This window comes from Paraneptunicella aestuarii (assembly GCF_019900845.1).
In the GTDB taxonomy this organism is placed as follows: domain Bacteria; phylum Pseudomonadota; class Gammaproteobacteria; order Enterobacterales; family Alteromonadaceae; genus Paraneptunicella; species Paraneptunicella aestuarii.
The window spans coordinates 3,335,893-3,357,868 of the sequence record NZ_CP074570.1 but is presented as its reverse complement, the minus strand read 5'-3'; the positions used below and the strand labels follow the sequence as shown (position 1 = coordinate 3,357,868).

Genomic DNA, 21,976 nt, shown 5'->3' with positions numbered 1-21,976 from the left:
GTTGGGATGTGTTGGTTTTCAAGTTATTACCCACCTATCGCACATCCCTTACGTATCAGAAAACAAGGACAGCCATCTAAAAATAAAGTGGGTCAAAATAAATCCGGGAAATGAAAAAGTCTATGATGGGTGTCTTTGTAATCTTGGCGCTTTAGGCCAATTGGGAAACAATATTTTTACGCAAAAGTTTGGTACAACTTTAAGTGATTATTTGCCTAGCTCTTTTGCAGGTATATTTTCCACTCATGCTTTAACAGAGGCTGTGGATAATTTACTGTTGGGAGGTCAGCAAACAATAGTAAATGCGGTTGGAAGTGCAACAGTCGAAGGTACTGAAGTGCTGATTAATTCGACGCCTGATCGTATAAAAGTTCAGTTTGAGCAGCAGCAAAGGTTCATTGATGCTACTAACAAACTACAAGAAAGTAGCCCGTTTGGCGATAGTTTCTTGGATAGAGTGTATAAAACCCGAGTGGGATTGAGAGGTGATCGTTGATGAATGAATCATTAGCTATTAAGGGAGAGTTATTGGAGGATTTTCGTTACAAAGAAATTACAGTTTTACGGCATTATCTTAATATTGCGCTATTAAATATTTTAGCTTTGAGTTGTTTCTTTGGGGGATGGCTATATCGAGATTTTCCTTTGGAATGGTTGTGTCTGGTCTTGGGGGGGGGGATTTATACCAATATACATTGGTGGAATCGGCTTCGGAAAGAAAATGGATTTCCTTCTTTTAAAGTGTATGAAAATGGCATAGAAAAATGTGACAAGGGAAAAAGCTGTTATCATCCTTGGGGGAATATTAAAAGCGTTCAGTTCTTTGCCCCATGGCAAAATGAAGAGCATAGACCAGGTTTTATGCTGATTTTTGATGATGGCACTAGCTGGGATATTTATCAGAGAATAGAAAATTATGGGGGGATTTATCAACATCTTAAAGGCAGAGGAATTGAAGGTGTTGAAGATAAGTTACCCATTTATAATCGGCTAAATATCTATGGTAAATGTATAGATGGGGCAAGTCTTACTATAGATAATAATCGAGGGAAACCTGTTGATTACATATAGGAGAACAAGGATAGCCATCTAAAAATACCCAATACAGACTCGGTTTCCAAGCATGAACTTTACGAGAAAACCAGTGTTTACAAAGGGGGAATACTGGATCAAGCGACCCTGACAGAAAGCGATAGTACGAAGACATTCTATTATCAATATGAAGGGCGTGAGCAATATTTAGAATCAGAAGTCAGAGGTTACGGTAAGGCAATAGGCGATAATGATGGGTCTTATCGGCCTAGTAAAACCAAGAGTTTTTACGATGCTGAGGGTAATAGGCTCGTTGTTGAAGAATCGATTCTTAATAGCAATGGAACTCGGAATACGGGATTTGACATTAAATCCCGTTATTTTGATTATTCCGCTGACGGACTTTTGGTTAAAAAACAGACCGGAACACAAAAGGAGAGCCATTGGAATCAAATAGCGACTCAGTATATTGAGCCTATAGATCGAGTTCCAATGGGTGATGCATCTATAGCCAACACAATTAAGTACGTTAAGGATAAAGGCTCATCAAGTCACTATCTTTATACGAACCGTCAATATATCGGTGAGTTTAACGAGAATGGCGATATTCACGTTAAGTCGCAACATTTTGAGAGCATTAATACAAATACTCCAGGTTCATCACAACGCTATACCGTGCAAGAGGGTCAGACTCTTCGCCAGATAGCGACGTTATTTTACGGTAACAGTGATTATTGGTATATTCTGGCTGATGTTAATGGCTTGCAACTTGATGACGGTACTTCACAACTGACCTCTGGACAGATTCTTGAAATACCTCAACGCCAAACTAATGAAAACCAGTTTGATAATTTTAAACCTGACAGCATCATCGACAAGATAGGTGATACTACACCTGCACTGCCTTATGTACCGCCTCCGCCTCCAGATGCTGGTTGTAATGCTGTTGCTACTATCATTATTGTGGTTGTGGCGATCATTGTATCTGTTTATGTAACTCCAGCTGCTGGAGAAGCTTTGAAGAGTAGCGCATTAGGAGCCGCTGTAGGCGCTGCGGCTGGTAATGCAGCTGCGCAGGTAACAGGGATTGCGTTGGGTGTACAGGATGGGTTCAATGTAGAGAGCGTGTTTGTGTCTGCTTTTACAGCGGGAATAACTCAAGGAATTGTCGGTGATCTGAATATTAATTATGATGATTTTGGATTAGCTGATGCTGGAAAACTTCTTGCAAAAGGAGCTATTCGTTATGGAGCAAATTATACAGCGAGGAAATTGATTGGAGAGCCTGCTCATTTTTCCTGGGCTGAGGTAGCTGCATCAGCAGCGGCTGAGCCAATTGCTCAGTACATCGGAAATAGCGTATCTGATTCTCTGGATTTGACTAATTCATTTGAAGGCGATTTAATATCTGGGGTTGTTTCTGGAACGATCGGAATGCATGCCAGACGCGCACTGGGTGTAGGCGGGAAAGTTGATTATGCCCAGGTCGCTGCCGATGCCTTTGGCAATGCGATTGGTAATGCCATTGTTGCGGCAAGCCAACCTAAACCGAAAGTAGGTGGTGGAGATCGTGGCTCTAGTTCAGGCGGCTCTAGTGGTGAAGCTGTTATCCTTTCTAGCGCTGCGAATTTAAATGATCAAGTAACAGCCCAACAGGCTATAGATGAAATAAGCGCTATTTCGGGAATTAGCGTTCGAGATGCTTCGGGAGAAGCAAATGCCTTTGCGAAAGCGATTGCAATAACAAACGGGCAAGGTGCGGAAGCTTTCTTTAACCTTGAAGCGGGGGCACGTTCTCTACAAACAGAAATAAATGCCTTCATTGATGATGGTCGCTACAGTGGTGCAGGTTTAGATTTAAATTCTGCATTGTATGTACTTCGCACTCAGCAAAGACAAGCCGAATTTGCGCAGCAACTAGAGCAAACATCTCAACAAGTCTTGGCTCGAGGTCGTTATATCACTACACATCGTTCTGCGATTGCTCAGCCTAGATTGTTCCAACTTACGCCCCTGATGGTATCTAACAGCGTCTCTGATGCATTTAATTTCAATGGCGCATTAGATGGCGTTGACAATATGCTAGCGAGTGCGGGGAACTTCCTTGATGGTGTTATAGAAGACGTCAATACATTTGGAGCATCGACCGATTCGAAATTCCTTAGAGCTGGAGCAGCAGCTTACGCGGGACTGAGGCTGGGAGATACAATTGCTGATGGTGTTATTGGTTTAGGTAGAACCTTTACTAGTTCTGACGTTCGTAGCGGGTTTTACAGTGGTATTGGAGAACTTGTATCCGATCCCATTGGCGTTGTTGGAAATGGAATCAATGCTGTGTTGTCAGGGGATGAACAAGCATTACTGAATGTTGCAGCAGGACTGACGGGAGCAAGTCTAACTAGGATTGGCAACTTTGGGCCTACAGTTGGTCAGTCAGCGAGATATTTATGGGATGCCACAGATGTGTTTGTGCCACGCCCCGGTGTGCTAGGTATCAATGGGGGGAATTTATTTGAGAACTTTGACTTCGGTTCTTATTTGAAATCAAAAATTGGTCCAGCTCCTCAAGGAATGGTTGATCCCCATGCACATCATATATTGTTTAAGAAAGGATTGGGTAATAAGCAGCAAGCTCTAGTAAACCAAGGTCAAGAAATATTGAGGGAGTATGATATTGACCCAATATTAGGTGTTGAGAACTTAGTTTGGGCACCGAATCGTATTAAGGGTCAGCATGGAATCGATGCGTTGCAAAACGTTGTTGATCAGCTTAATGCAGTTAAGAGTTTTGGTGGAACAAGAGAAGATATTGTCAATACATTACAAGAACTAGGCGAATTGGCCGCTAGAAGAAGGTAATAATGAGTATAGATTTGGATTTGGCTAGAAAAATAAAGTTAGCTGTTGAAAAGGATGATTTGGAATCATTTATAGAACTTTTGTCAGATGATAAAAGCTTAATGAATTTTATCACCCCATTTGGTTCTTGGTTGCATATAGCAGCCTCAAGTGGAGCAGTTTCTGTTGTTGACTATTTAATTGCTAATGGATTTGACTTAAATGTTAAGGGAGGAACTCTTGGAGGAAGCGCCTTGAACACGGCGTGTTCAAAAGGAAAGAAAGAGATAGTAGAAAAGTTACTCAAAGCTGGAGCTGACATGGATGTTAGTGACCCAACTAGAAATCCTTTATTTGCTTCCATATATGGAAATCATATTGAAATAGCTAAGCTCCTCTTAGACAGAGGTATAGATACCAAAATAAAATATACAGGGGAGAATATGACTGATATGGGGGCAATTGAATTTGCCTTGGAGCGAGGTAGTCAAGAAATAGCGGATATGATTACTACTTATGAAGGATGCGGTTAAGTACTGCAAAGGGATTACTACTCAGGCATCTATGAAGCAGATGGGTTCGGGGCTGCTGCGGGGACATTCTTTGGTGATGCTTTGGCTGGAGCGACCTTTGCTGCATTGGGAACTGGCAATATTGGTAAATTAGATATTAATTTCCAACAAAGGCTAATAACTGAAAGGAAAGGGCTTGCGACCAGCTTTTATCAAGAGAGTGGATATTCAATAGAGGCTACGGCTGATCACCTCAAAGGGATTGACTTCAAGGCACCTGTCGATGTAGTAACTTTGAATCCGGGTACTGATTTAATTCAATTCCAAATTCCCGAAGCCCCTATGGGTAATTACTTTGCTCTACCGGGAACTCCGGGTAATACACTAGGCTTTTATACATCGGGAAGGGTAGCAACGAACTATGTTACTACGAGTGATGTTAAAGCATTACGTTCAACGGCAGCATCAACAATAGATCATTGGTCAATGAAATCCTATGACTGGAAAATAGATGCTCCGGGAGGGGGAATGCAATTCTTTACAACATCCAAATCGTTTAGAGGTAATTAATGAACCGCATAGAGTTATTTCAAACTGCTTTGATAGAAGCGAAGAGGGCGTTAGAAAATGCTCCTTATATGTTCCCTCTAAATGAAGTGATATTACAGCTAGAAAGCTTGATCGAGGCTGAGAAAGAGGGGACTCCAATTGATCATGGAAATATGACTATAGGACAAGTAGCGGCCAGAGATATTGAAACATTCGATAAAGATTTAGCGGAGCTATTACATAAAGTCTCATATGAATTAAGCAATCAAAGGAATCGTAATTGTTGATTTGGTAAATCCGTACTGAAAGGCGGCTCTATTGAGCCGCTGCTTTAAACCCATCATCAATGATCTTATCCACAATCTGGATGGCTTCATCCAGTTGTAGGTAAGAGCTATCCAGCTTGTTATCGGTGATCAGTAAGCGTCTCGGCAACCACACCTGTTGTTTTATTTAACGTCGTTTAAACTCACATTCCAGGGGAGTAAATCGGTCAGGCCACTATCCGCTTTTCGTGCGGGTAATTCACTGTAAGCGTCTAGGCAACCACACCTTCAATTAACCATTCATCCGTTTAAACTCTCCTCCTGACCATCACACTCAGGAGGTTATCCCATGCCCAAACGTAGCAAAGAGCAATGGTTGCAGTTGTTCGAGCGTAGGAGAATAAGGACAGCCACCTAAAAAATAAAGCGGAGCAAAATAAATCCGGGCAATGAAAAAGTCTATGATGGGTGTCTTTGTAATTTTTTGTTTGATAATTTCAAACCAGACAGCATTGTTGACAAGATTGGCAGCACAACCCCTTCATTACCTTATGTGCCACCACCATCTGAGGCGGGGTGCAATGTTGTAGCAATGGTGCTTATTGTTGCAATCACAGTTGTAGCGTCATTGGCTACGGCTGGAGCACTTTCAGGGCTTGCGTATTCAACTTTTGGCGAATTACTTCTTGCTGGTGGAACAGCATTAACGGGAGGTGTTGCTGGAGCAACCGGGATTGCTGCCGCGGCTGCAGGAGGTTTTGTTGGGTCATTAGCAGGTCAAGCGGCTGGAAATTTATTAGGGGTTCAGGACGGCTTTGACTTTGGCAGTGCTCTTGTTTCTGGTTTTACCGCTGGTATAACTGCAGGAGTTGGTTCCTATTTGGGGGTAGGTGGTACCGAAGCCTCGACATTTACAGAGATAGCCAAAGAAGGAAGTAAGGCGACATTAACTACTGGCGGAAAAGCGATATTGGCAGCTACCAGTGCTGTGACGAGTGCAGCAGCTAACAAATTGGTAGGTAATCCAAGTGGATTTTCCTGGGCAAATGTGGCGGCATCAATAGGTACAGCTGCTATTGCTTCAGAATTGAATCTAGACGGTGGACCTTTGTTCGATGGTGCGATTAAGGATGGTTCATTCCCGTCAGATCTTATTGGCGGTTTTGCCAGAGCGGGTATTAGTTATGGAATTAAGAAAGGCTTTTTCAACAAGGGAAGCTGGAACTTTGAGAATGTCGCTACCGATGTATTTGGCAATGCGATTGGGAATAGTATTGTTAGGGGACAAACACTTGATAGCAAAACCTTAAAAGATTTGGCTGAGTTTGATGCAAGAACAACGCATGATGCATCAGTGAGTGTGAATCAACGGATCAATCAAAATCTGCAAAATGCAGCAACGGAACGTACAATAACGCGTAGGGCTAATGAAGCTGTCAACCTGAATTTGGATGTCTCTACTGATGCACTTATTGCTAATCTTTCTGGTGGAGACGGAAATGGAGGAAGTGGAGGCTCTGAAGGAGGAAGTTTCACTTCATTTGCTGAAAGTGCTTTTGGGGGATATGTTGCTAATCGCTCAGTCGGTTATAGTCAGGCTCTGACTCGTCAATTTGATAACTTGTTATCTGCACAAGCAAACTTCAGAGCAGAAGTAAGGGGACAGGTAGATGCATTTGGAGCAATTCAAAAGGCAAGGTTTGAAAGAGGAGATGCAGCTGCCCGTTTGGATACGAATAATTTCAATGCTCGGTCTCAAGGATTTAAAGTTGACTTAAATGATGATGCAACGCGTTTATCATTTGCATATGGAGTTGGAGCGCAAACGCAGGCTGAGCTTAATGCTGCGGCTTTGGGAGTTGTTGCAGGTGCTGTTTCTTTGCCATTGTTGGTTGGTGACTTGGTCGCACTTGGTAGTCTGACAGCGTCAGGTTTGTCATCACTTGGGCGAGGATTGCTATCTGCGGGGCAATCAATTAGAACTTCGTTTACAAACATAGGTCAAAATGTTGCAGCTAATGGCGTAAGAGGTTCTCTATTGAATGTTTCAAGGCCAGTCAATTTCCTTGAAGTACAGTTGGCACATCGTGGAGCACAGAATACCATTCTTAACAGTGCAAGTTTTACTACGCAAGGGTTTAGCAAGACCCTAACATCGACATTATCCAGAGCTGGAAATATGCTGGCACCGGTTGCCAGACTATCAGGTGACGCATTGGCTAATCCAAATGTACAGGCTGGATTGTTGAATGGAAGCACCAGTGCATGGGTGGATTATTCGATAAAAGGGGATGTTGGTAGTGCTAGTAGAGCTTTTGGCGCTGGATTTATTGGTGGTGCGATCGGTAACTCAGTTGGCAGTTTTGCATCACCAGTATTACAACCAGTAGTTGGTGGGATTTATGGAGGAGTGGCTTCAGAGATTATTAGCCAACGTATTAATGGTGATGATTTCAATATTAGTAAAGTATTACTTGCTGGGGCAATAGGCGGTGCCGCTACTTTTGGGGCAAATAAAATGCTTGGGGTGTATGCTCCGAAAGGTTTGATTGTTACCCCTCAGAGCACAACATTTAGGCCGTTGGCGGCAAGCACTGTTGCTGGAATTAGCGGAGGAATATTGCATAGTGAGTTTTCAAACATATTTAAGTTTTAGTTTGTATATGAGGAACCGGTTAAAAAGGCATGGAATATGAAATACCAAAAGCGATATAAATTAACAGAGGTAAATTTGCCGGAGGCTATTAAAAAAGTAGCTTTTCCATTCTCACTTTGTTTAGGTTTATTGGCATATAGTGTGAATAAAGGGGGGGATTGGGAGTTTCATTTTTTCTTTGGGAGCAGTGCTCTGCTGTGTCTGCTGGTTGCAGTTAAGGCTTTATGGCAGGGAAGGACGCTTTTTATCACCACGGATCAATACGGTTTAACTTTTGCCAAAAGTAATAAACAATATTCTTGGTCATCATTAAAAAGAATAGAATTTATGAAGGTACAGTTGCAGGTGATGGCCGCACCTCATCCCGGATTTATTTTGCATTTTGATAATGGTGACAAGCGAATAATCGACCAACGCTTAAAAGGGTATACGGATTTTTATCAAGAACTTTATCAGCGTAATATTCCGGGGGCTAATAAGCCGCTTTACTTGTATGAAGTAGATATCACTGGCTCAAATAAGTCCATGAGCCGTAAATATCATAGTGTTTATTACCCTGATAAAGATATCGTCGTGAAAGAGAGTGGTATCGCGACCTATGATTAGTCAAATAGTCAAATAAAATACAAAGACACCCATCTGAGAGAAGAACAAGGACTGGCGAATTACTTCTTGCTGGTGGAACAGCATTAACGGGAGGTGTTGCTGGAGCAACCGGGATTGCTGCCGCCGCTGCGGGAGGTTTTGTAGGGTCATTAGCAGGTCAAGCGGCTGGAAATCTATTAGGGGGTCAGGACGGCTTTGACTTTGGCAGTGCTCTTGTTTCTGGTTTTACCGCTGGTATAACTGCAGGAGTTGGTTCCTATTTGGGGGTAGGTGGTACCGAAGCCTCGACATTTACAGAGATAGCCAAAGAAGGAAGTAAGGCGACATTAACTACTGGCGGAAAAGCGATATTGGCAGCTACCAGTGCTGTGACGAGTGCAGCAGCTAACAAATTGGTAGGTAATCCAAGTGGATTTTCCTGGGCAAATGTGGCGGCATCAATAGGTACAGCTGCTATTGCTTCAGAATTGAATCTAGACGGTGGCCCAATATCTGAAGGCGGATTGTTAAAGGGAGAGTTTGCTTCAGATATTGTTGGCGGTTTTGCCAGAGCGGGTATTAGTTATGGAATTAAGAAAGGCTTTTTCAACAAGGGAAGTTGGAACTTTGAGAATGTCGCTACGGATGCATTTGGCAATGCGATTGGTAACTCGATAGTAAGAGCATCTCAGTCGAAACCGCAAGTGGGCGGTGGTGATAAAGCAGGTAAACCTAGTGGTACGACGGTGGGAGGTAATACTTCTGATCCGCTAGCGTCAATTGGTCAATCAATCAGTGACAATGTAGGTAATTCTGTCACTTCCAGCATTAATGAAACGAATGCGAGAATTCTAGGTGAAGTTGAGCAACAAGGTGCTGATAACCTTGCGGCTAGGACTGAGGCCCAGCAAGCGCAGCAGAATGCAGATTTTGATGAAGTGATTGCAGCTAATCAAAATGCTTCTGCACAACGTGCTTCTGATTTTGTTTCTCAGAGCGCAGCTTACAGACACCATGGAAATATTTTGGCGAGTCAGAGCTTACAAGCTAGACAGGCAGCCGCTGAACGCATCCAGCAATCATTTGATGCTGGGGTTGCGAGAGGTGAAAATAGTTATCTTGCCGGTGTGAATAATAGACCGGTTTCTGGATTAAGTTCTACAGAGATTGCTGTTAGTGTTTATGCTCAAGCTAGCTACGAAAGAAGTGTGTGGGCTGATGGAATTGCTAGAGGTCAAGCGCTACACACTACCATTAACGATTTTAGCCAATCAGCCTCAGATTCGTATAATGCTTTTGCAAGCTTATTTGATGATCGTAAAAATGGGGTTTCTCCAGTTTCCACCTATGTTGATCAGGCTGGAGCTGTTAGTACCAGCCTACAGGTAGGCTTGGAAGCTTTACCAAGAACCAATGCGCTTCTCGCGGTAGAGAAAGCATTGCATCAGCCTGTGAATGTTCTTCGCTCCAATCAATTGAAGAATGTTGGTGTACCGCTGACAACAATAGCCGAAACCTATGCTCCTATTTCAAATGCTAAGTCGTTGCAAATCCTTGCTGACTTGAATCGCAATCCAATATATCAAGGAGCGAAAGTCTCAGCCCGAGTTCTACCCGGAGTTTACGCGGCTAGTCAATTGGGAGAGGAAGCCTATTTTGCGTATGAAAACAATTTAACAGCTTCAGAAACTTCTCTAAACGTAGGAAGTAGGGCACTTGGAACAGCCGCAGAGTTGGGCACAGGTGCCTATGTTATTGGTAAAAGTGCAGCAGTAGGTGCTGGTATTGGAGCCTTGTTCGGTGGAGTTGGTGCTGTTCCCGGGGCCGCTATCGGAGCAGTAGTTGGTGCTGTAACATATACATTTAGTGGGGCAGGTACTGCTGTGAATAATTTTGTGACAAATTCTACTAGAGAGGTAATTGGGTGGTTCCAATAAGTTATAAAGGTATGCTTCCATGGAGTTAGCATGGATTACTGAAGCGAGAGAAAAAGCTCTTAAAGACCTTAAGAGCTACTTCGGTTTTCAAGAAACAGATATCGTTGTATTCGGCGGATTTTTTTATTCCATGAATAGCTATCTCTTGTCCAAAAAGTCGCATGAAAAATTAACTAAGAAGATTGTTGAAATGTCCCTTTTGCTCTCAGCTTTTGGGGGGATTCATTTGATTTTTTTAGTTGATGCATTAGGACCATTTTGGGCAGAAGTTGTTGTTTCATCTGGGTTGTTCTTTATCTTTTTATTATATGGGTTAACTCTTAACAACACTCTGAATAAAGGCAAAAAAGTAAGATTAACTGAGCAACCAGCCCCCATTTATGCAAAGTTTCTTGCGCGATATTGCAGAAAGAAAAACCTGTCTTCTTTTGTGAATCAAGCAAAGGTATTAATTGCGGTACTCTCAATTGGTATCTTAGCGATGCTGTTGAAAGGTCACTTTGCTATATCCGTGTTAATGATTTGTTTGCTTGCGCTTGGTTGGGCACTTCTGCGAATACTTGATAAAGCAAATAAGCTTTGTGTAGACATAAGCTAACGTCTCGGCCGATGCCTTTGGCAATGCGATTGGGAATAGTATTGTTAGGGGGCAAACCGAAGCTGCTCAACTTCAAGGAAATATTGAAGCGTTTGGTAAAAAGATAGGGGCAGCCTATGATGCCGCTGCCAGAGACAATAACCAAGGGTTTGTTGATGGTATGCAGGACGCTTTCCAAGAGCGAACAGACGGAGCTTTAGAAATCATAGCCAATGCACCGATATCATCACAGGAAGTTGAACTGTTCTCGTTAAGTTATGCAGGACTTGAGACTGCTACATTAGGTTCGGTTGGTTCGCAGTTAGCAAATTATGCTGGTGCAGTTCAAACTCAAAGCTATATCGACAGAAGAGAAATTGCGGCAAGTCAAATTGAACAATCGTTTATAGATGGTTATGCCAGAGGGCAGGCGAGTTACCAGATTAATTCCACCAATAGATTAACCCGACTGAGTAATCAAATGACAGGTAAACAGATAGGTAACTATTTTAGTGACTTGTCCTATGAGCGAATGAAGCAATTTGGCACATTAGGTGATATGGGGGTTGGTGTTTTAGAAGGCTTTGCTGATGGTATTTATCAAGGATTGCAGTTTACTGGAATGGCTTTGGCAGCTATCAATCCAATATTCCAGGCTGCACACTATTACAGTGGTAATGGTTTGTTTAATCCGTTTACGGCAGAAACGCATTCATTCCTTGATGCACCGACAACAATACAACAAGCTGGTGGTAGGCAGTTAGGTGGAGTAACATCGTTTTTTGTCGGTGGAGAAGGGATATTATTAGCAGGAGCGAAAGGCTTATCTAAAGCAAATGATTTACTCGTTGCTAATAGAAGGCTCAACAATCCAGCTCTGACTGAAAGAACAGTTGTTTTAAATAGTAGATTAGAACAAGCTACTTTATTGTCCGATTCGTTACCCGGTCTGTCTGTAAATCAAGCGCAAGCTCTATTAGACTCTGCATTTAACCTTAAAAACCCAGCTGAAGTTGTCATAGGTGGTAGCAGGGTGCGAAGTCAATTTGGCGGCCCAATAAATAGAGTAGATAGTGATCTTGATATTGGTTTTAATAATGAAATAAGTAGTGGCCAAGTAAAAAGGATACTGAACAACTTTGACAATGCAGGTGAGTTACGCTCAGAAAGAGGAATAAGGATTGTCACAGGCAACAAACCAAAAAGTGGTTTAATAACAAGCCCTCAAGACTTTTTCCAGTTGTCAGGAAAAAGAACATATCCACTGTCACAAGCTGGTCAACCATTTGTGCCGTCTGGATATATCTCAATAAACCCAAATGGAACCGTTAAGTTTGTTCCTCCGGGAAGATAGAGTAACTAATTATGAATGAGTTAAAAGGTAAATTAGGCGACTATAACGTTGTTGTAAATGAAGTAGGGTTTGGAAAACCACTTGGCAACTCTATAATTTGTTCTGCAACCATTGGGGATGATCAAGTTCTGGAGCTGTTTTCGGAATATTACGACGACTTCATAAGAAAAGAGCGGGAAGCTTTTGAAGATGGTGAAGATGTGGAGGATGTTTACCTTAAGCTTAGACAGGAAAGCTTTCCCTCACTTAAGGATATTTTGAAAAAAAATAGAAAATTGTTCGAAGAAGTTGTTTTAGAGGAATTGCCAAGTGAATTCTTAGGTTATGTGCTTTCTACAGGCGAGTTATTGGTGGGTAAAAAAACCTACATTGTAAACTCGTTCCTCAATATCGAGTCACTTGATGATGGATTCCATTGCAAGTTTAGCGGTTTTATAACTGATACAAAGAAACTATTGGGGTAAACCTAACAGAAATATAAGGATGGGATCGAGGACTGAGAACAAGGACAGCCATCTGAAAAATTAATCGGAGCAAAATAAATCCGGGCAAGGAATCAAGGATAGCCACCTAAAAAATAAAGTGGAGAAAATCAGCTCAATGAAAAGGTTACTTTATTGATTTGGGGCTGTTTTTATTTAGAAACGGGTGTATTGGTTGAAAATTAGGGGAATTATCTGTATTTCGGATGCAATAAGGCTCCAGAATTTGTCTGGTTCGGTTAACAGGTAGCAGTGGTGGCTTTTAAATGAAGTCAGGCTGTTCTGAGTAGTTTCTTGGCAGCAGATATTCCGGATATTCGTTTACAATCAGTATTTTCTTTAAATGACCTTAGAAAGGATTCTGCACCAACAGCGTGACTGAAATGCTGTTCAAACTCTGTAGTGAGTGTTAGCCAATTGGATTCTTCGATACCTATACGTTCCAGAAGAAATACAAAGACACCCATCTGAGAGAAGAACATCCGAGAACAAGGACAGCCATCTAAAAATAAAGCGGAGCAAAATAAATCCGGGCAATGCAAAAGTCTATGATGGGTGTCTTTGTAATTAATTATCTTTGTAATTAATTAATGATAAGACTGTTACCTACCTATCTACCTTCTCTGATTTAGCTGAGCATTTGCCCGGATTTAGATTTGGAAGCCAAGCAGCATTTAACCCTTCAGTGGTTGGGTTAGCTAGTAATACTTGGTTACTGGAACCTCTAAATTCAGGTAAACGAATGGCTGATACAACTCTCTTGACATATAAGTCTGGTGGCACATTGACCAAAGTTGGACAGCTAGCAGGCAAAGGGTTAGCAGCGACAGGAGTGGTGCTGTCAGCAACAGAAGCAACTACTAAACTAGTAGCTGAATATCAAGATACTGGTGAAATTCGAACTTCTAGTTATGTTTATAACGGCACGAAAGTAGCGACAGATGCAGCCATGACTTATATAGGTGTTTTTGGTGGCCCAATAGGGGCAGGTGTTGCTCTAACATATTTTGCTGCAACTAGTTTTGGTGGTGATTCATTCTTAAACCCATGGAGAACGTCAACAGAAGAAGCGTTTCACAAGGTGATAGGCAATGACTAAATACTTAGAATTAATGTTTTATGTGGCTTATCTAAAAGTCAAAAAAAATGGAGATGGTTTTTTAGTCGTTTCAGCTCTCATTGGATTGTGTGTGACAGGGTTCTTTTTTGTTACCTCGTTACTGTTCTTAATGGGGGTGTTTTTTGATATTGAGTTTATGGGGCTGATGATTTATAAGACAGAGTTAGGCGCTCCAATGCTGTTTATTGGACCGTTGATAACATTATTCGTCTTTTATGTGGTGTGTATAAAAGATAAAAGTAACCTTGGCTATGGGGATAAGTACCCAGAAATTAGTATGGATAATTTAGATAAATACGATCAAAAGTATTTACTGATTCCAGCGGTTAGCTCTTTGGTTTTATTTTTTATCTCTGTCTACCTTACGTTTGAATCAGGAAGAGGTATTTAACTTCTATCAATTTTAACCATGTCTCATAAGCGGCTAATTCTTCTTAGCCGCTTTATCCTGCTGATGAAAACCGCTTAGCATCATGCTGTAAGATCAAGCTCTCCAGTACGGTTTTAGCCACCTTTTTCTCTTCAGGGGTAAACCCCTTGAGTGCTTCAAATTGCAGCCTTAGCTCATCATCTGGGCTTCTGTCTGTGCTATCAAAAATGAGCGCATCCGTGGTCACGTCAATCGCAATGGCCATGTTCTTGATCACGTCCAGTGTGAGAACAAGGACAGCCATCTAAAAAAATAAAGTGGGTCAAAATAAATCCGGGAAATGAAAAAGTCTATGATGGGTGTCTTTGTAATTTTTATTCTTGCATTGTTGTTTTGTTGCATTGGTTGGTTAGTTTTATTTGGGCCTTTTGTACTATGGTGAATACTGGCCGATACCTTTGGTGAAATACAAAGACAGCCATTTGAAAAGTTATTAAATTCCGAAATGACATTTATTTGGGGCGCTCACTCGTTTTCATCAGTACCAAATCAAACTGCGATAATCAAAGCAATTCCATTCCTTTCAATTCGGAATCTGTTACTACAGCTCAGTGCGACAATTCGTCGCATGTTAAGTGCGCTGATTCATATTTACTATGAGGTTTATAATTTTACCGGTGGTTATTTCCAAAATATCCTGGAGTGAAATTATTAAGGCTATGATTTAAAAAGAATTTGGCTTTTATAAAATTAAAATAAACGAAATAAATTGCAACATTGTTGATGAGAAAGCTGGCTCCATTCATATTCTTACACTGGTTCTATACTGACGAAGTAATAAGCGTAATGTTTATGTTTGCCATGTTACAACTCACGTTAAAACGAAAATGAATGTTGTTTTGTGGCGCTATGCTATACAGATTTTTTAAGGTATTCATCGTTAGCGGACATTCATAACATTCGTTATTTGCGCTGCGTAAGGTCACTAAACAATAGCAATTGTTTATGAAAGTAATGTGTTTCTCCTGTTGCCTAAAAAATTCTATAAATCATATTGTTAATACCTAATCGTGGTGAATAGGATGAAGTTATTACAAATAATGATGATAAGTACAACAATGCTTTCAGGAGTGTTTAGTGCTGAAGCATCAACAATTTATACAGAAAATTTTGAAAATGGCAGTCTGAATGGATGGACTCAAGTTGGTGATAGCGTTGATGTGGATGGCTTGGTCGCTATTGACACCAATGCATTAAGATTAAGAAGAATTTCGTCATCATATAAGACCATATCGACGGCAGGATATGTCAATGTTAGTTTAACAATGTTTCTGGCTGCCAAACTTCTTGAGGTTGGTGAGGTCTGTACCGCAGAGGTTTCTGTGGATGGTGGTAATAACTGGCAAACTGTTATATCAAAAACGGATGGTCAGGATGATAGTCAGTTTAGTTCAGGAACAATCTCAACTGGACTGGATGATAATGCTAATGTTCAGTTGCGTTATACCGGCAATGGAAACCTTATGAGTGAACATTGTCTTGGCGACAACATTACGGTTTCTGGCACATCTACAGGGATTGGAGCCCCAGAGATTACTGTCACTGGTGTTGAGAACTTCGGCAGTGTTATCGTCAACACTAACAAAGATATCACTTTCACTATCGCCAATGACGGTAATGCCGATTTAGTGTTAGGCAGCATTACTGGCACATCGACACCCTATACGTTATTGAGTGATACCTGTTCAAATCAATCAGTAGCCGGAGGTAACAGTTGTACTGTCGTTGTTCGATTTAATCCGACAACAGTAGGTAACTTCACAAGTTCGTTGAATATCACATCAAATGATGCAGATGAAGCTAATATCGTAATGAACTTAACTGGCAATGGAATGTTGCATCCTAATTTCTCATTGCCTGCTTTGTCTGGTGGTGATCCTGCATTTACATCACAACATTTTAGTGGCTCAGCTAACTGTTCAGGGTGTCATAACGGTATAACTGATAGTGGCGGTAAGGACGTTTCCATTCAAACTGATTGGTCATCAAGTATGATGGCGAATGCGGCTCGAGACCCGCTTTGGCGAGCAAAACTAAGATCAGAAGTTAATCGTAACTCTCACTTGGAAGGTATTCTTAACGACAAATGTACTCGTTGTCATGCTCCTATGGCTAATGAAGAAGCTAAGCAAAATAATGAAACTTTGACGGTGTTGAATAATGGTATTTTGGACATGCTTGCTCCTCGTCATAATGAAGCGATGGATGGTGCCAGTTGTACTTTATGTCACCAAGTGAACGACAGCACCAAGTTGGGCACATTGCAAGGGTTTACAGGTAAGTTTGAGATTAATAATACCAAAACAATTTTTGGGCCTTTCGATAATATTACCGCGCAGCCGATGATAAATAATACGGGTTATACACCAGTATTTAGTGGGCATGTTAAACAGTCTGAACTTTGTGCAACCTGTCATAATTTGAAAACGCCATTTGTTGATGAAAATGGCACTATCTTGAGTCAAACACCGGAAGAAGAATTCCCTGAGCAAATGCCTTATACCGAATGGTTGCATAGTGATTATGCAAATCAGCAAAGTTGTCAGGACTGCCACATGTCAAGAGCCGATGGAGTGGTAATGGCATCAAATCCATTTTGGGTAAATGCCTTGCGCGATAATTTCGCTGTGCATGACTTCATTGGTGCAAACAAGTTTATGTTAGATATTTTTAATACCTATAAAAGTCAGTTGGGAATTCTTTCAAACAACTTTGAGGAAACCATCGCAAAAACCGATGACATGTTAAAAGGCTCTGCAAGTGTGAGTATTGATCAACCTCAGTTTGCAAATAATACCTTGTCATTTTTGGTGTCAATAACAAGTCAAACGGGTCATAAACTCCCGACATCCTACCCTTCAAGACGCATTATTGTGCATACAGTGGTGCGTAATAGTAATGATGATATCGTTTTTGAATCCGGCAAAGTTAACCTGGATGGCAGTGTAGTGGGAGTCGATGCAGACCTGAATCTGGCAAACTATGAACCACATTACGACGTTATTACTAGCCCTGATCAGGTACAGGTTTATGAGTCAATTATGGGGAATAATCTGGGAGAAGTGACTTATACGCTGTTGAGAGGGATGACCTACTTAAAAGATAACCGCATTCTGCCCAATGGTTTTAACAAAACCACAGCGCCTTCCGATGTCGCGGTTGCCGGTTTAGCGTTAAACGACGCAAGCTTTACCGGAGGTGGTGACCAAGTCACTTATCAAATTTCTGGGTTAGCAGCGGATACCTATTCAGTGACGGTAGAGCTTGTTTATCAACCAGTTGCTTATGCCTTTGCTCAAGATTTGTTCCAGGATCAAAATCCTGAAATTACCGATTATAAACTGATGCATGAGAACTCAAATCATAAATCAACTCAAATAGCCTCATCACAACTCACTGTTAATTGATGAAGTTTTAATGGAATAAAAACTCGTTTATGACGATGCCGTTCACATAAAGTGAGCGGCATTGTTGTTTTTAGCAGCCAATATTTAAATGGGTGTTTAATGAAGAGGCGAGCGTAGAGTGGGGGGCTTTTTAATTACGCTATGTAGTTATTATTGGTACACAACATCCCTCTATTGAGAAAAGGACTGAGAACAAGGACAGCCATCTAAAAAATAAAGTGGGTCAAAATAAATCCGGGAAATGAAAAAGCCTATGATGGGTGTCTTTGTAATTATTTGTAGGTTACCAAGAATGAGTTTTTCGACAAAGCATCAATTAACTCACCCCCATTACCTCAAAGCTTGCGCGCTTTAAATTTCCGGCCTTTCATTTTGCCTTCATTAAATTGTTTGAGGCTGCGTTTTACGCTGCGTAACTTAACGGCAACGTAGCTGTGTGTGGCGGTAACGTTGATTTTTCCGACATCGTCGCCGGGAACTTCGGCGTCTTTGGTGAGGGCTCCCAAGATATCACCTGGTCTTAATTTGGCTTTTTTGCCACCATCAATGCACAGGGTTTTATATTCTGGCTGGACGATGCGGTTAGCATGGAATCTAACGGCTTGTATGCCTGTCCATTTTATTTTGGATTTCTGATAATCCTCAATGGCGTTGGCTCGGGCGATCTCGCTAGGTGCGCATAATGTAAGGGCGAGTCCTTCGGCGTCGGCTCTTCCAGTTCTGCCAATTCGATGAATGTGTACTTCTGGGTCGGGGGTTATCTGATAGCTAATAACCGCTCCGATTTCTTTCACATCTAACCCTCTTGAGGCAACGTCGGTTGCGACCAGTACCGACACGCTCTTGTTGGCAAATTGAACCAATACTTGATTACGTTCTTTTTGCTCCATGTCGCCGTGTAGAGCTAATGCTGAGAAGCCTAGCTCGCATAGTTCGTCTGCCACTTCCTGACAGGCTTGTCTGGTATTACAGAAGATGATGCTGGACTCAGGTTGGAAGTGAGTAAGTAAAGCCGCTGTCGCTTTGATGCGGTGAGCGTCTTCTACTTCATAAAAAAGTTGCTGGATTTTACTGGTGTCATGTGTGGCTTCAAGGGTCACATCAACCGGATTTTTCTGGATGCGAACACTGATATTGCGAATTTCGTCAGGGTAGGTAGCTGAAAATAATAACGTTTGTCTGGCTACGGGGACATTTCTAATGACGGTCTCCATTTCTTCTTCAAAGCCCATATCTAACATACGATCCGCTTCGTCCAACACGAGCGTATTCACATCATTCAGATTTAATCGACGATGGAGTAAGTGATCCATTATGCGACCCGGTGTGCCGACAATAATATGCGCTCCATGTGACAAAGACGCGATTTGCGGCCCCATGGGAGTGCCGCCACATAGGGTTAGTACCTTCATATTCTCGATCATTCTGCCTACCGTGCGGATCTCTTGAGCGACTTGTTCTGCAAGCTCTCGGGTTGGGCACATCACCAAAGCCTGTATACGGAACCTTTCAACTTCCAGGCGACTTAGCAGTCCAAGCGCAAAAGCGACCGTTTTACCACTACCAGTTTTGGCTTTTGCCACGACGTCTTTGCCTTTTAATATCAGCGGCAAGCTTTTGGCTTGAATCTCTGTCATTTCGCTGAACCCCATGGTTTCGAGGTTTTTTAGCAAAGGCGTATGTAAGTTAAGAGAGGAAAAAGATTTATTCACAGTGACCACTTTTAAATGAAAGGCGCTTTAAGATGATGTCGTTCGCAGGTTTTTTGCATTAATTAGGCATTAATTAGGCATTAACCAAGCATTATCCAGCGAGCGGCTATTATGGTTCACAACCGTGGTGATAACAAGGGAGCTAATTGCTATTTGAGATTTGGAAAATCTTTTTCAAGCGTTCGATGAAGTGAGAGTTCTATTAAAGGTTTGTTGATACAGTTAAATGGGTACTGTAAATAATCAGTCACTAACCTACAGAAAGTAGTGAGCAGACCCTCAGCCGCAGGGAAGCGGCTGTGGAGACTCCAGGGATGGATTTACGTCGAGTCTGCGATAAATTTCCGTAGGTGATTTGTTGTCATGAGCAGCGAGACTCCCCCGCGAACGCTGAGGAGTCTGTTGAATTAATCACGAAGTGTTTTCGTCAGAACACAAAAGGTTAGTGATCGCAGAGGTAATAGCCGTTAACGCTGCCTTGACTAAAGAGTTGACCATTAATGTACGTGTCTTGGTTGATGCGACCAAATTCTCCAGCGTGAAATTTGATACGAGCAATCATTTCATTACTGGCGGCCTGTTGGAATGGATCTGTTTCCGGTGGGTCGCCAACATAATTGGTGAACCATGGGAACCAGGTATTATCTGAGCCGTTTATTGTGTTATTGGGAAGGTAAGTGCTGCCTTGCCAGCGGTCGAATGTCAGGGTTTTAAGTGTGAATAAGCCAAAGTTCAGTTGCCCCATGCAGGCATTGGCGGCCTGATATTCTGCGTAGCCCGAGCTGGCGGCGAAATTGCTACAGATTTTATGTGGCAGGTTGTCGGTGTTGGCGGCTTCGTATTCCACTTTTCTAAACATCACAGGATGAGGTGTACTTCCCGCCGGATAAACAATATTGGCTGCTACTGGTGAAGACCAGCGATGATGATACATGGCAATTGCCAGTGCCAGATTTTCTTTGCTGGAAGCGGCATTGTTGGGGTGCGTCCAGGTACCATTGGGGTCAACAGGTGTAGAACCATTTTTAAAGATTACGCCGTGCTGGTTGTTTTCCAGGTTATTAATTAGCGCTGGTGTTGTATTGTCAACAACGAAGGTTGGGATCATGCCGCTGGCATTGCTTGGTGTATAGGTTAATGTCGGGTTGTTTAGGGCTTTCCAGCATAGTAATCCATAGCCGTAGCCGTCGTTCATCATTGGGCAGCCTGATGACATGGCAGATGATGATTGATTCGTTTGGTAAGTATGGCTGATTGAGCTTACCGAGATCTCACCAGTACCAACCAGAATTCCCCAGGGTTCAGGCGTTATCTTTACTTGTGCCAATTCGGTGTCGGGCAGGTAGATCGTGGTTGCCGAAACCAGAGACAGGTTACCGTCAAGCTCCAAAAGTTGTGTGGTGACCATGGTGTTTGAGTGCTTCGCTGGATATTGGGTCATAATGGTTTGTTGGCTTGGAATATCTTTGGCGTCCACGGGAGCCAGTCCTAACAGGTACACTCTGCCTTTATCCAGATGGCTATCAAAAAATTTTGGTAGTTTTAGCTCAGACATCGGGCGCTTGGCTAATATTTCAGCGTTGTGATCGGTAAGTAGAATTTCTTCTTGTTCAGGTTCTTTTTGATTAAGTCCTTTCTGTTTTAGCAACCAGGTATTTTCTCCCAGACCCATCACTTCATTTCCTATTAGGTGATGCCTTTGAAGTTGGCCTTGATGATATGAAATGACCATGCTGTCTTCATCTAGTTTGTAACTGGATTGCGTGGTTTGGTCGCTGTGATAATGCTTTGATGGCTGTTGATACTCGCCTATCAATGTGGTCAGTTCAATGCGGGTTGAATCTTTGCTGCTTTCAATGCGCCATCCACCTGATTCAGTTGTAATAAACCGGGCTGGTGTGTAACGCCCATCTCTGTCTACATTGAATGCTTGCCATGTGGTTTCGCAAAGTGTTGCACAGGCTTCATGAGTGCGTGTTAACGATAACTGATCTTCGGAAAATAGGGCTTCGTAGCTGTCATTGAATTCAAAAGCCAGTGTTGCTGGCTGGCTTGATACCTGTAATGTAAACAGTATTCTGCGCTGGTTACCACTGGCATGAAGCGCGTTGTTGCTGGCGCTTCCAAGGTTGAGCTGTGAGTAGGTTTCCAGCTGTTTGATATTGCCGGGTTGACCTTGGTAACTGGGTTGATAATCACTGCCTGAAAATGGTTCAGTATTTTCAATATCGGTAAATTGTAGTGATTGAATGCATGCCTGTTCCGGGCAGGTCTGCAATTTAATTTGTTGATCCTGATAGAGAAATGAATACCAGGGAGACAGGGCTTGATAGCTGTTTTGGTCTGCGTAGAACAAGATTGGTATGGTCGAAGTATCAGAGTTCTCGATTTCAGCAGATGCATATTTGCCGGTTACAAGGGCAACGTAGGCAATTGAAGTGATGATGAGATGTTTCATAGTCGGTCCAGTAATATTCGGTTAAAGGGAATAACCTGGGTTATTCCCTTGCAGGTCATAG

Annotated in this window: 18 protein-coding genes; 15 read left to right on the top strand and 3 right to left on the bottom strand. The window is 42.1% G+C overall.

Annotation, left to right across the window (positions count from 1 at the left end; all coding sequences use genetic code 11):
• Window position 1 precedes the first annotated feature (1 nt).
• The 14 genes from KIH87_RS12695 (at window position 2) to KIH87_RS12630 (ending at window position 14,299) form a co-directional block, all read left to right on the top strand.
• Window positions 2-496 carry a hypothetical protein gene (locus tag KIH87_RS12695; RefSeq protein WP_232358238.1) on the top strand — a complete coding sequence of 165 codons (495 nt, stop codon included), beginning with the start codon at window positions 2-4 and terminating at the stop codon, window positions 494-496.
• Entirely contained in the window at window positions 496-1,071 is a 576-nt protein-coding gene (locus KIH87_RS12690; RefSeq protein ID WP_232358237.1) for a hypothetical protein, read from the top strand. Before KIH87_RS12695 ends, KIH87_RS12690 begins: the two co-directional genes overlap by 1 nt.
• 453 nt (window positions 1,072-1,524) lie before the next feature.
• Window positions 1,525-3,891, top strand: a complete 2,367-nt coding sequence (locus tag KIH87_RS12685; protein WP_232358236.1) for an AHH domain-containing protein — start codon at window positions 1,525-1,527, stop codon at window positions 3,889-3,891.
• A gap of 2 nt (window positions 3,892-3,893) precedes the next feature.
• On the top strand, window positions 3,894-4,403 hold the full coding sequence (locus KIH87_RS12680) for an ankyrin repeat domain-containing protein (RefSeq protein ID WP_232358235.1): 510 nt from the start codon (window positions 3,894-3,896) through the stop codon (window positions 4,401-4,403).
• An 81-nt stretch (window positions 4,404-4,484) separates the two neighbouring features.
• Window positions 4,485-4,952, top strand: coding sequence for a polymorphic toxin type 46 domain-containing protein (locus KIH87_RS12675; RefSeq protein WP_232358234.1), 468 nt, complete (start codon window positions 4,485-4,487; stop codon window positions 4,950-4,952).
• Complete coding sequence (locus KIH87_RS12670; RefSeq protein ID WP_232358233.1) at window positions 4,952-5,218, top strand: hypothetical protein; 267 nt, start codon at window positions 4,952-4,954, stop codon at window positions 5,216-5,218. Before KIH87_RS12675 ends, KIH87_RS12670 begins: the two co-directional genes overlap by 1 nt.
• A 463-nt stretch (window positions 5,219-5,681) precedes the next feature.
• Complete coding sequence (locus KIH87_RS12665; RefSeq protein WP_232358232.1) at window positions 5,682-7,853, top strand: hypothetical protein; 2,172 nt, start codon at window positions 5,682-5,684, stop codon at window positions 7,851-7,853.
• A gap of 36 nt (window positions 7,854-7,889) precedes the next feature.
• The gene (locus KIH87_RS12660; protein ID WP_232358231.1) at window positions 7,890-8,459 is read left to right on the top strand and encodes a hypothetical protein; all 570 of its coding nucleotides are present in this window, start codon (window positions 7,890-7,892) and stop codon (window positions 8,457-8,459) included.
• A gap of 260 nt (window positions 8,460-8,719) precedes the next feature.
• The gene (locus KIH87_RS12655; protein WP_232358230.1) at window positions 8,720-10,375 is read left to right on the top strand and encodes a hypothetical protein; all 1,656 of its coding nucleotides are present in this window, start codon (window positions 8,720-8,722) and stop codon (window positions 10,373-10,375) included.
• A 19-nt stretch (window positions 10,376-10,394) separates the two neighbouring features.
• On the top strand, window positions 10,395-10,973 hold the full coding sequence (locus KIH87_RS12650; protein ID WP_232358229.1) for a hypothetical protein: 579 nt from the start codon (window positions 10,395-10,397) through the stop codon (window positions 10,971-10,973).
• 160 nt (window positions 10,974-11,133) lie between these two features.
• Window positions 11,134-12,306 carry a hypothetical protein gene (locus tag KIH87_RS12645; protein WP_232358228.1) on the top strand — a complete coding sequence of 391 codons (1,173 nt, stop codon included), beginning with the start codon at window positions 11,134-11,136 and terminating at the stop codon, window positions 12,304-12,306.
• 11 nt (window positions 12,307-12,317) lie between these two features.
• Window positions 12,318-12,770, top strand: a complete 453-nt coding sequence (locus tag KIH87_RS12640) for a hypothetical protein (protein ID WP_232358227.1) — start codon at window positions 12,318-12,320, stop codon at window positions 12,768-12,770.
• A gap of 760 nt (window positions 12,771-13,530) precedes the next feature.
• Window positions 13,531-13,887 carry a hypothetical protein gene (locus tag KIH87_RS12635; protein ID WP_232358226.1) on the top strand — a complete coding sequence of 119 codons (357 nt, stop codon included), beginning with the start codon at window positions 13,531-13,533 and terminating at the stop codon, window positions 13,885-13,887.
• On the top strand, window positions 13,880-14,299 hold the full coding sequence (locus KIH87_RS12630) for a hypothetical protein (RefSeq protein WP_232358225.1): 420 nt from the start codon (window positions 13,880-13,882) through the stop codon (window positions 14,297-14,299). Before KIH87_RS12635 ends, KIH87_RS12630 begins: the two co-directional genes overlap by 8 nt.
• A gap of 52 nt (window positions 14,300-14,351) precedes the next feature.
• Here KIH87_RS12630 and KIH87_RS12625 read toward each other — a convergent pair whose 3' ends face one another.
• Window positions 14,352-14,543, bottom strand: a complete 192-nt coding sequence (locus tag KIH87_RS12625) for a hypothetical protein (protein ID WP_232358224.1) — start codon at window positions 14,541-14,543, stop codon at window positions 14,352-14,354.
• A gap of 817 nt (window positions 14,544-15,360) precedes the next feature.
• Here KIH87_RS12625 and KIH87_RS12620 point away from each other — a divergent pair.
• On the top strand, window positions 15,361-17,745 hold the full coding sequence (locus KIH87_RS12620) for a choice-of-anchor D domain-containing protein (RefSeq protein WP_232358223.1): 2,385 nt from the start codon (window positions 15,361-15,363) through the stop codon (window positions 17,743-17,745).
• 335 nt (window positions 17,746-18,080) lie between these two features.
• Here KIH87_RS12620 and dbpA read toward each other — a convergent pair whose 3' ends face one another.
• Both dbpA and KIH87_RS12610 read right to left on the bottom strand, forming a co-directional pair.
• Window positions 18,081-19,457, bottom strand: a complete 1,377-nt coding sequence (dbpA, locus tag KIH87_RS12615; RefSeq protein WP_232358222.1) for an ATP-dependent RNA helicase DbpA — start codon at window positions 19,455-19,457, stop codon at window positions 18,081-18,083.
• Between the two features lie 442 nt (window positions 19,458-19,899).
• Window positions 19,900-21,915, bottom strand: coding sequence for a hypothetical protein (locus KIH87_RS12610; protein WP_232358221.1), 2,016 nt, complete (start codon window positions 21,913-21,915; stop codon window positions 19,900-19,902).
• Between the last annotated feature and the right edge of the window lie 61 nt (window positions 21,916-21,976).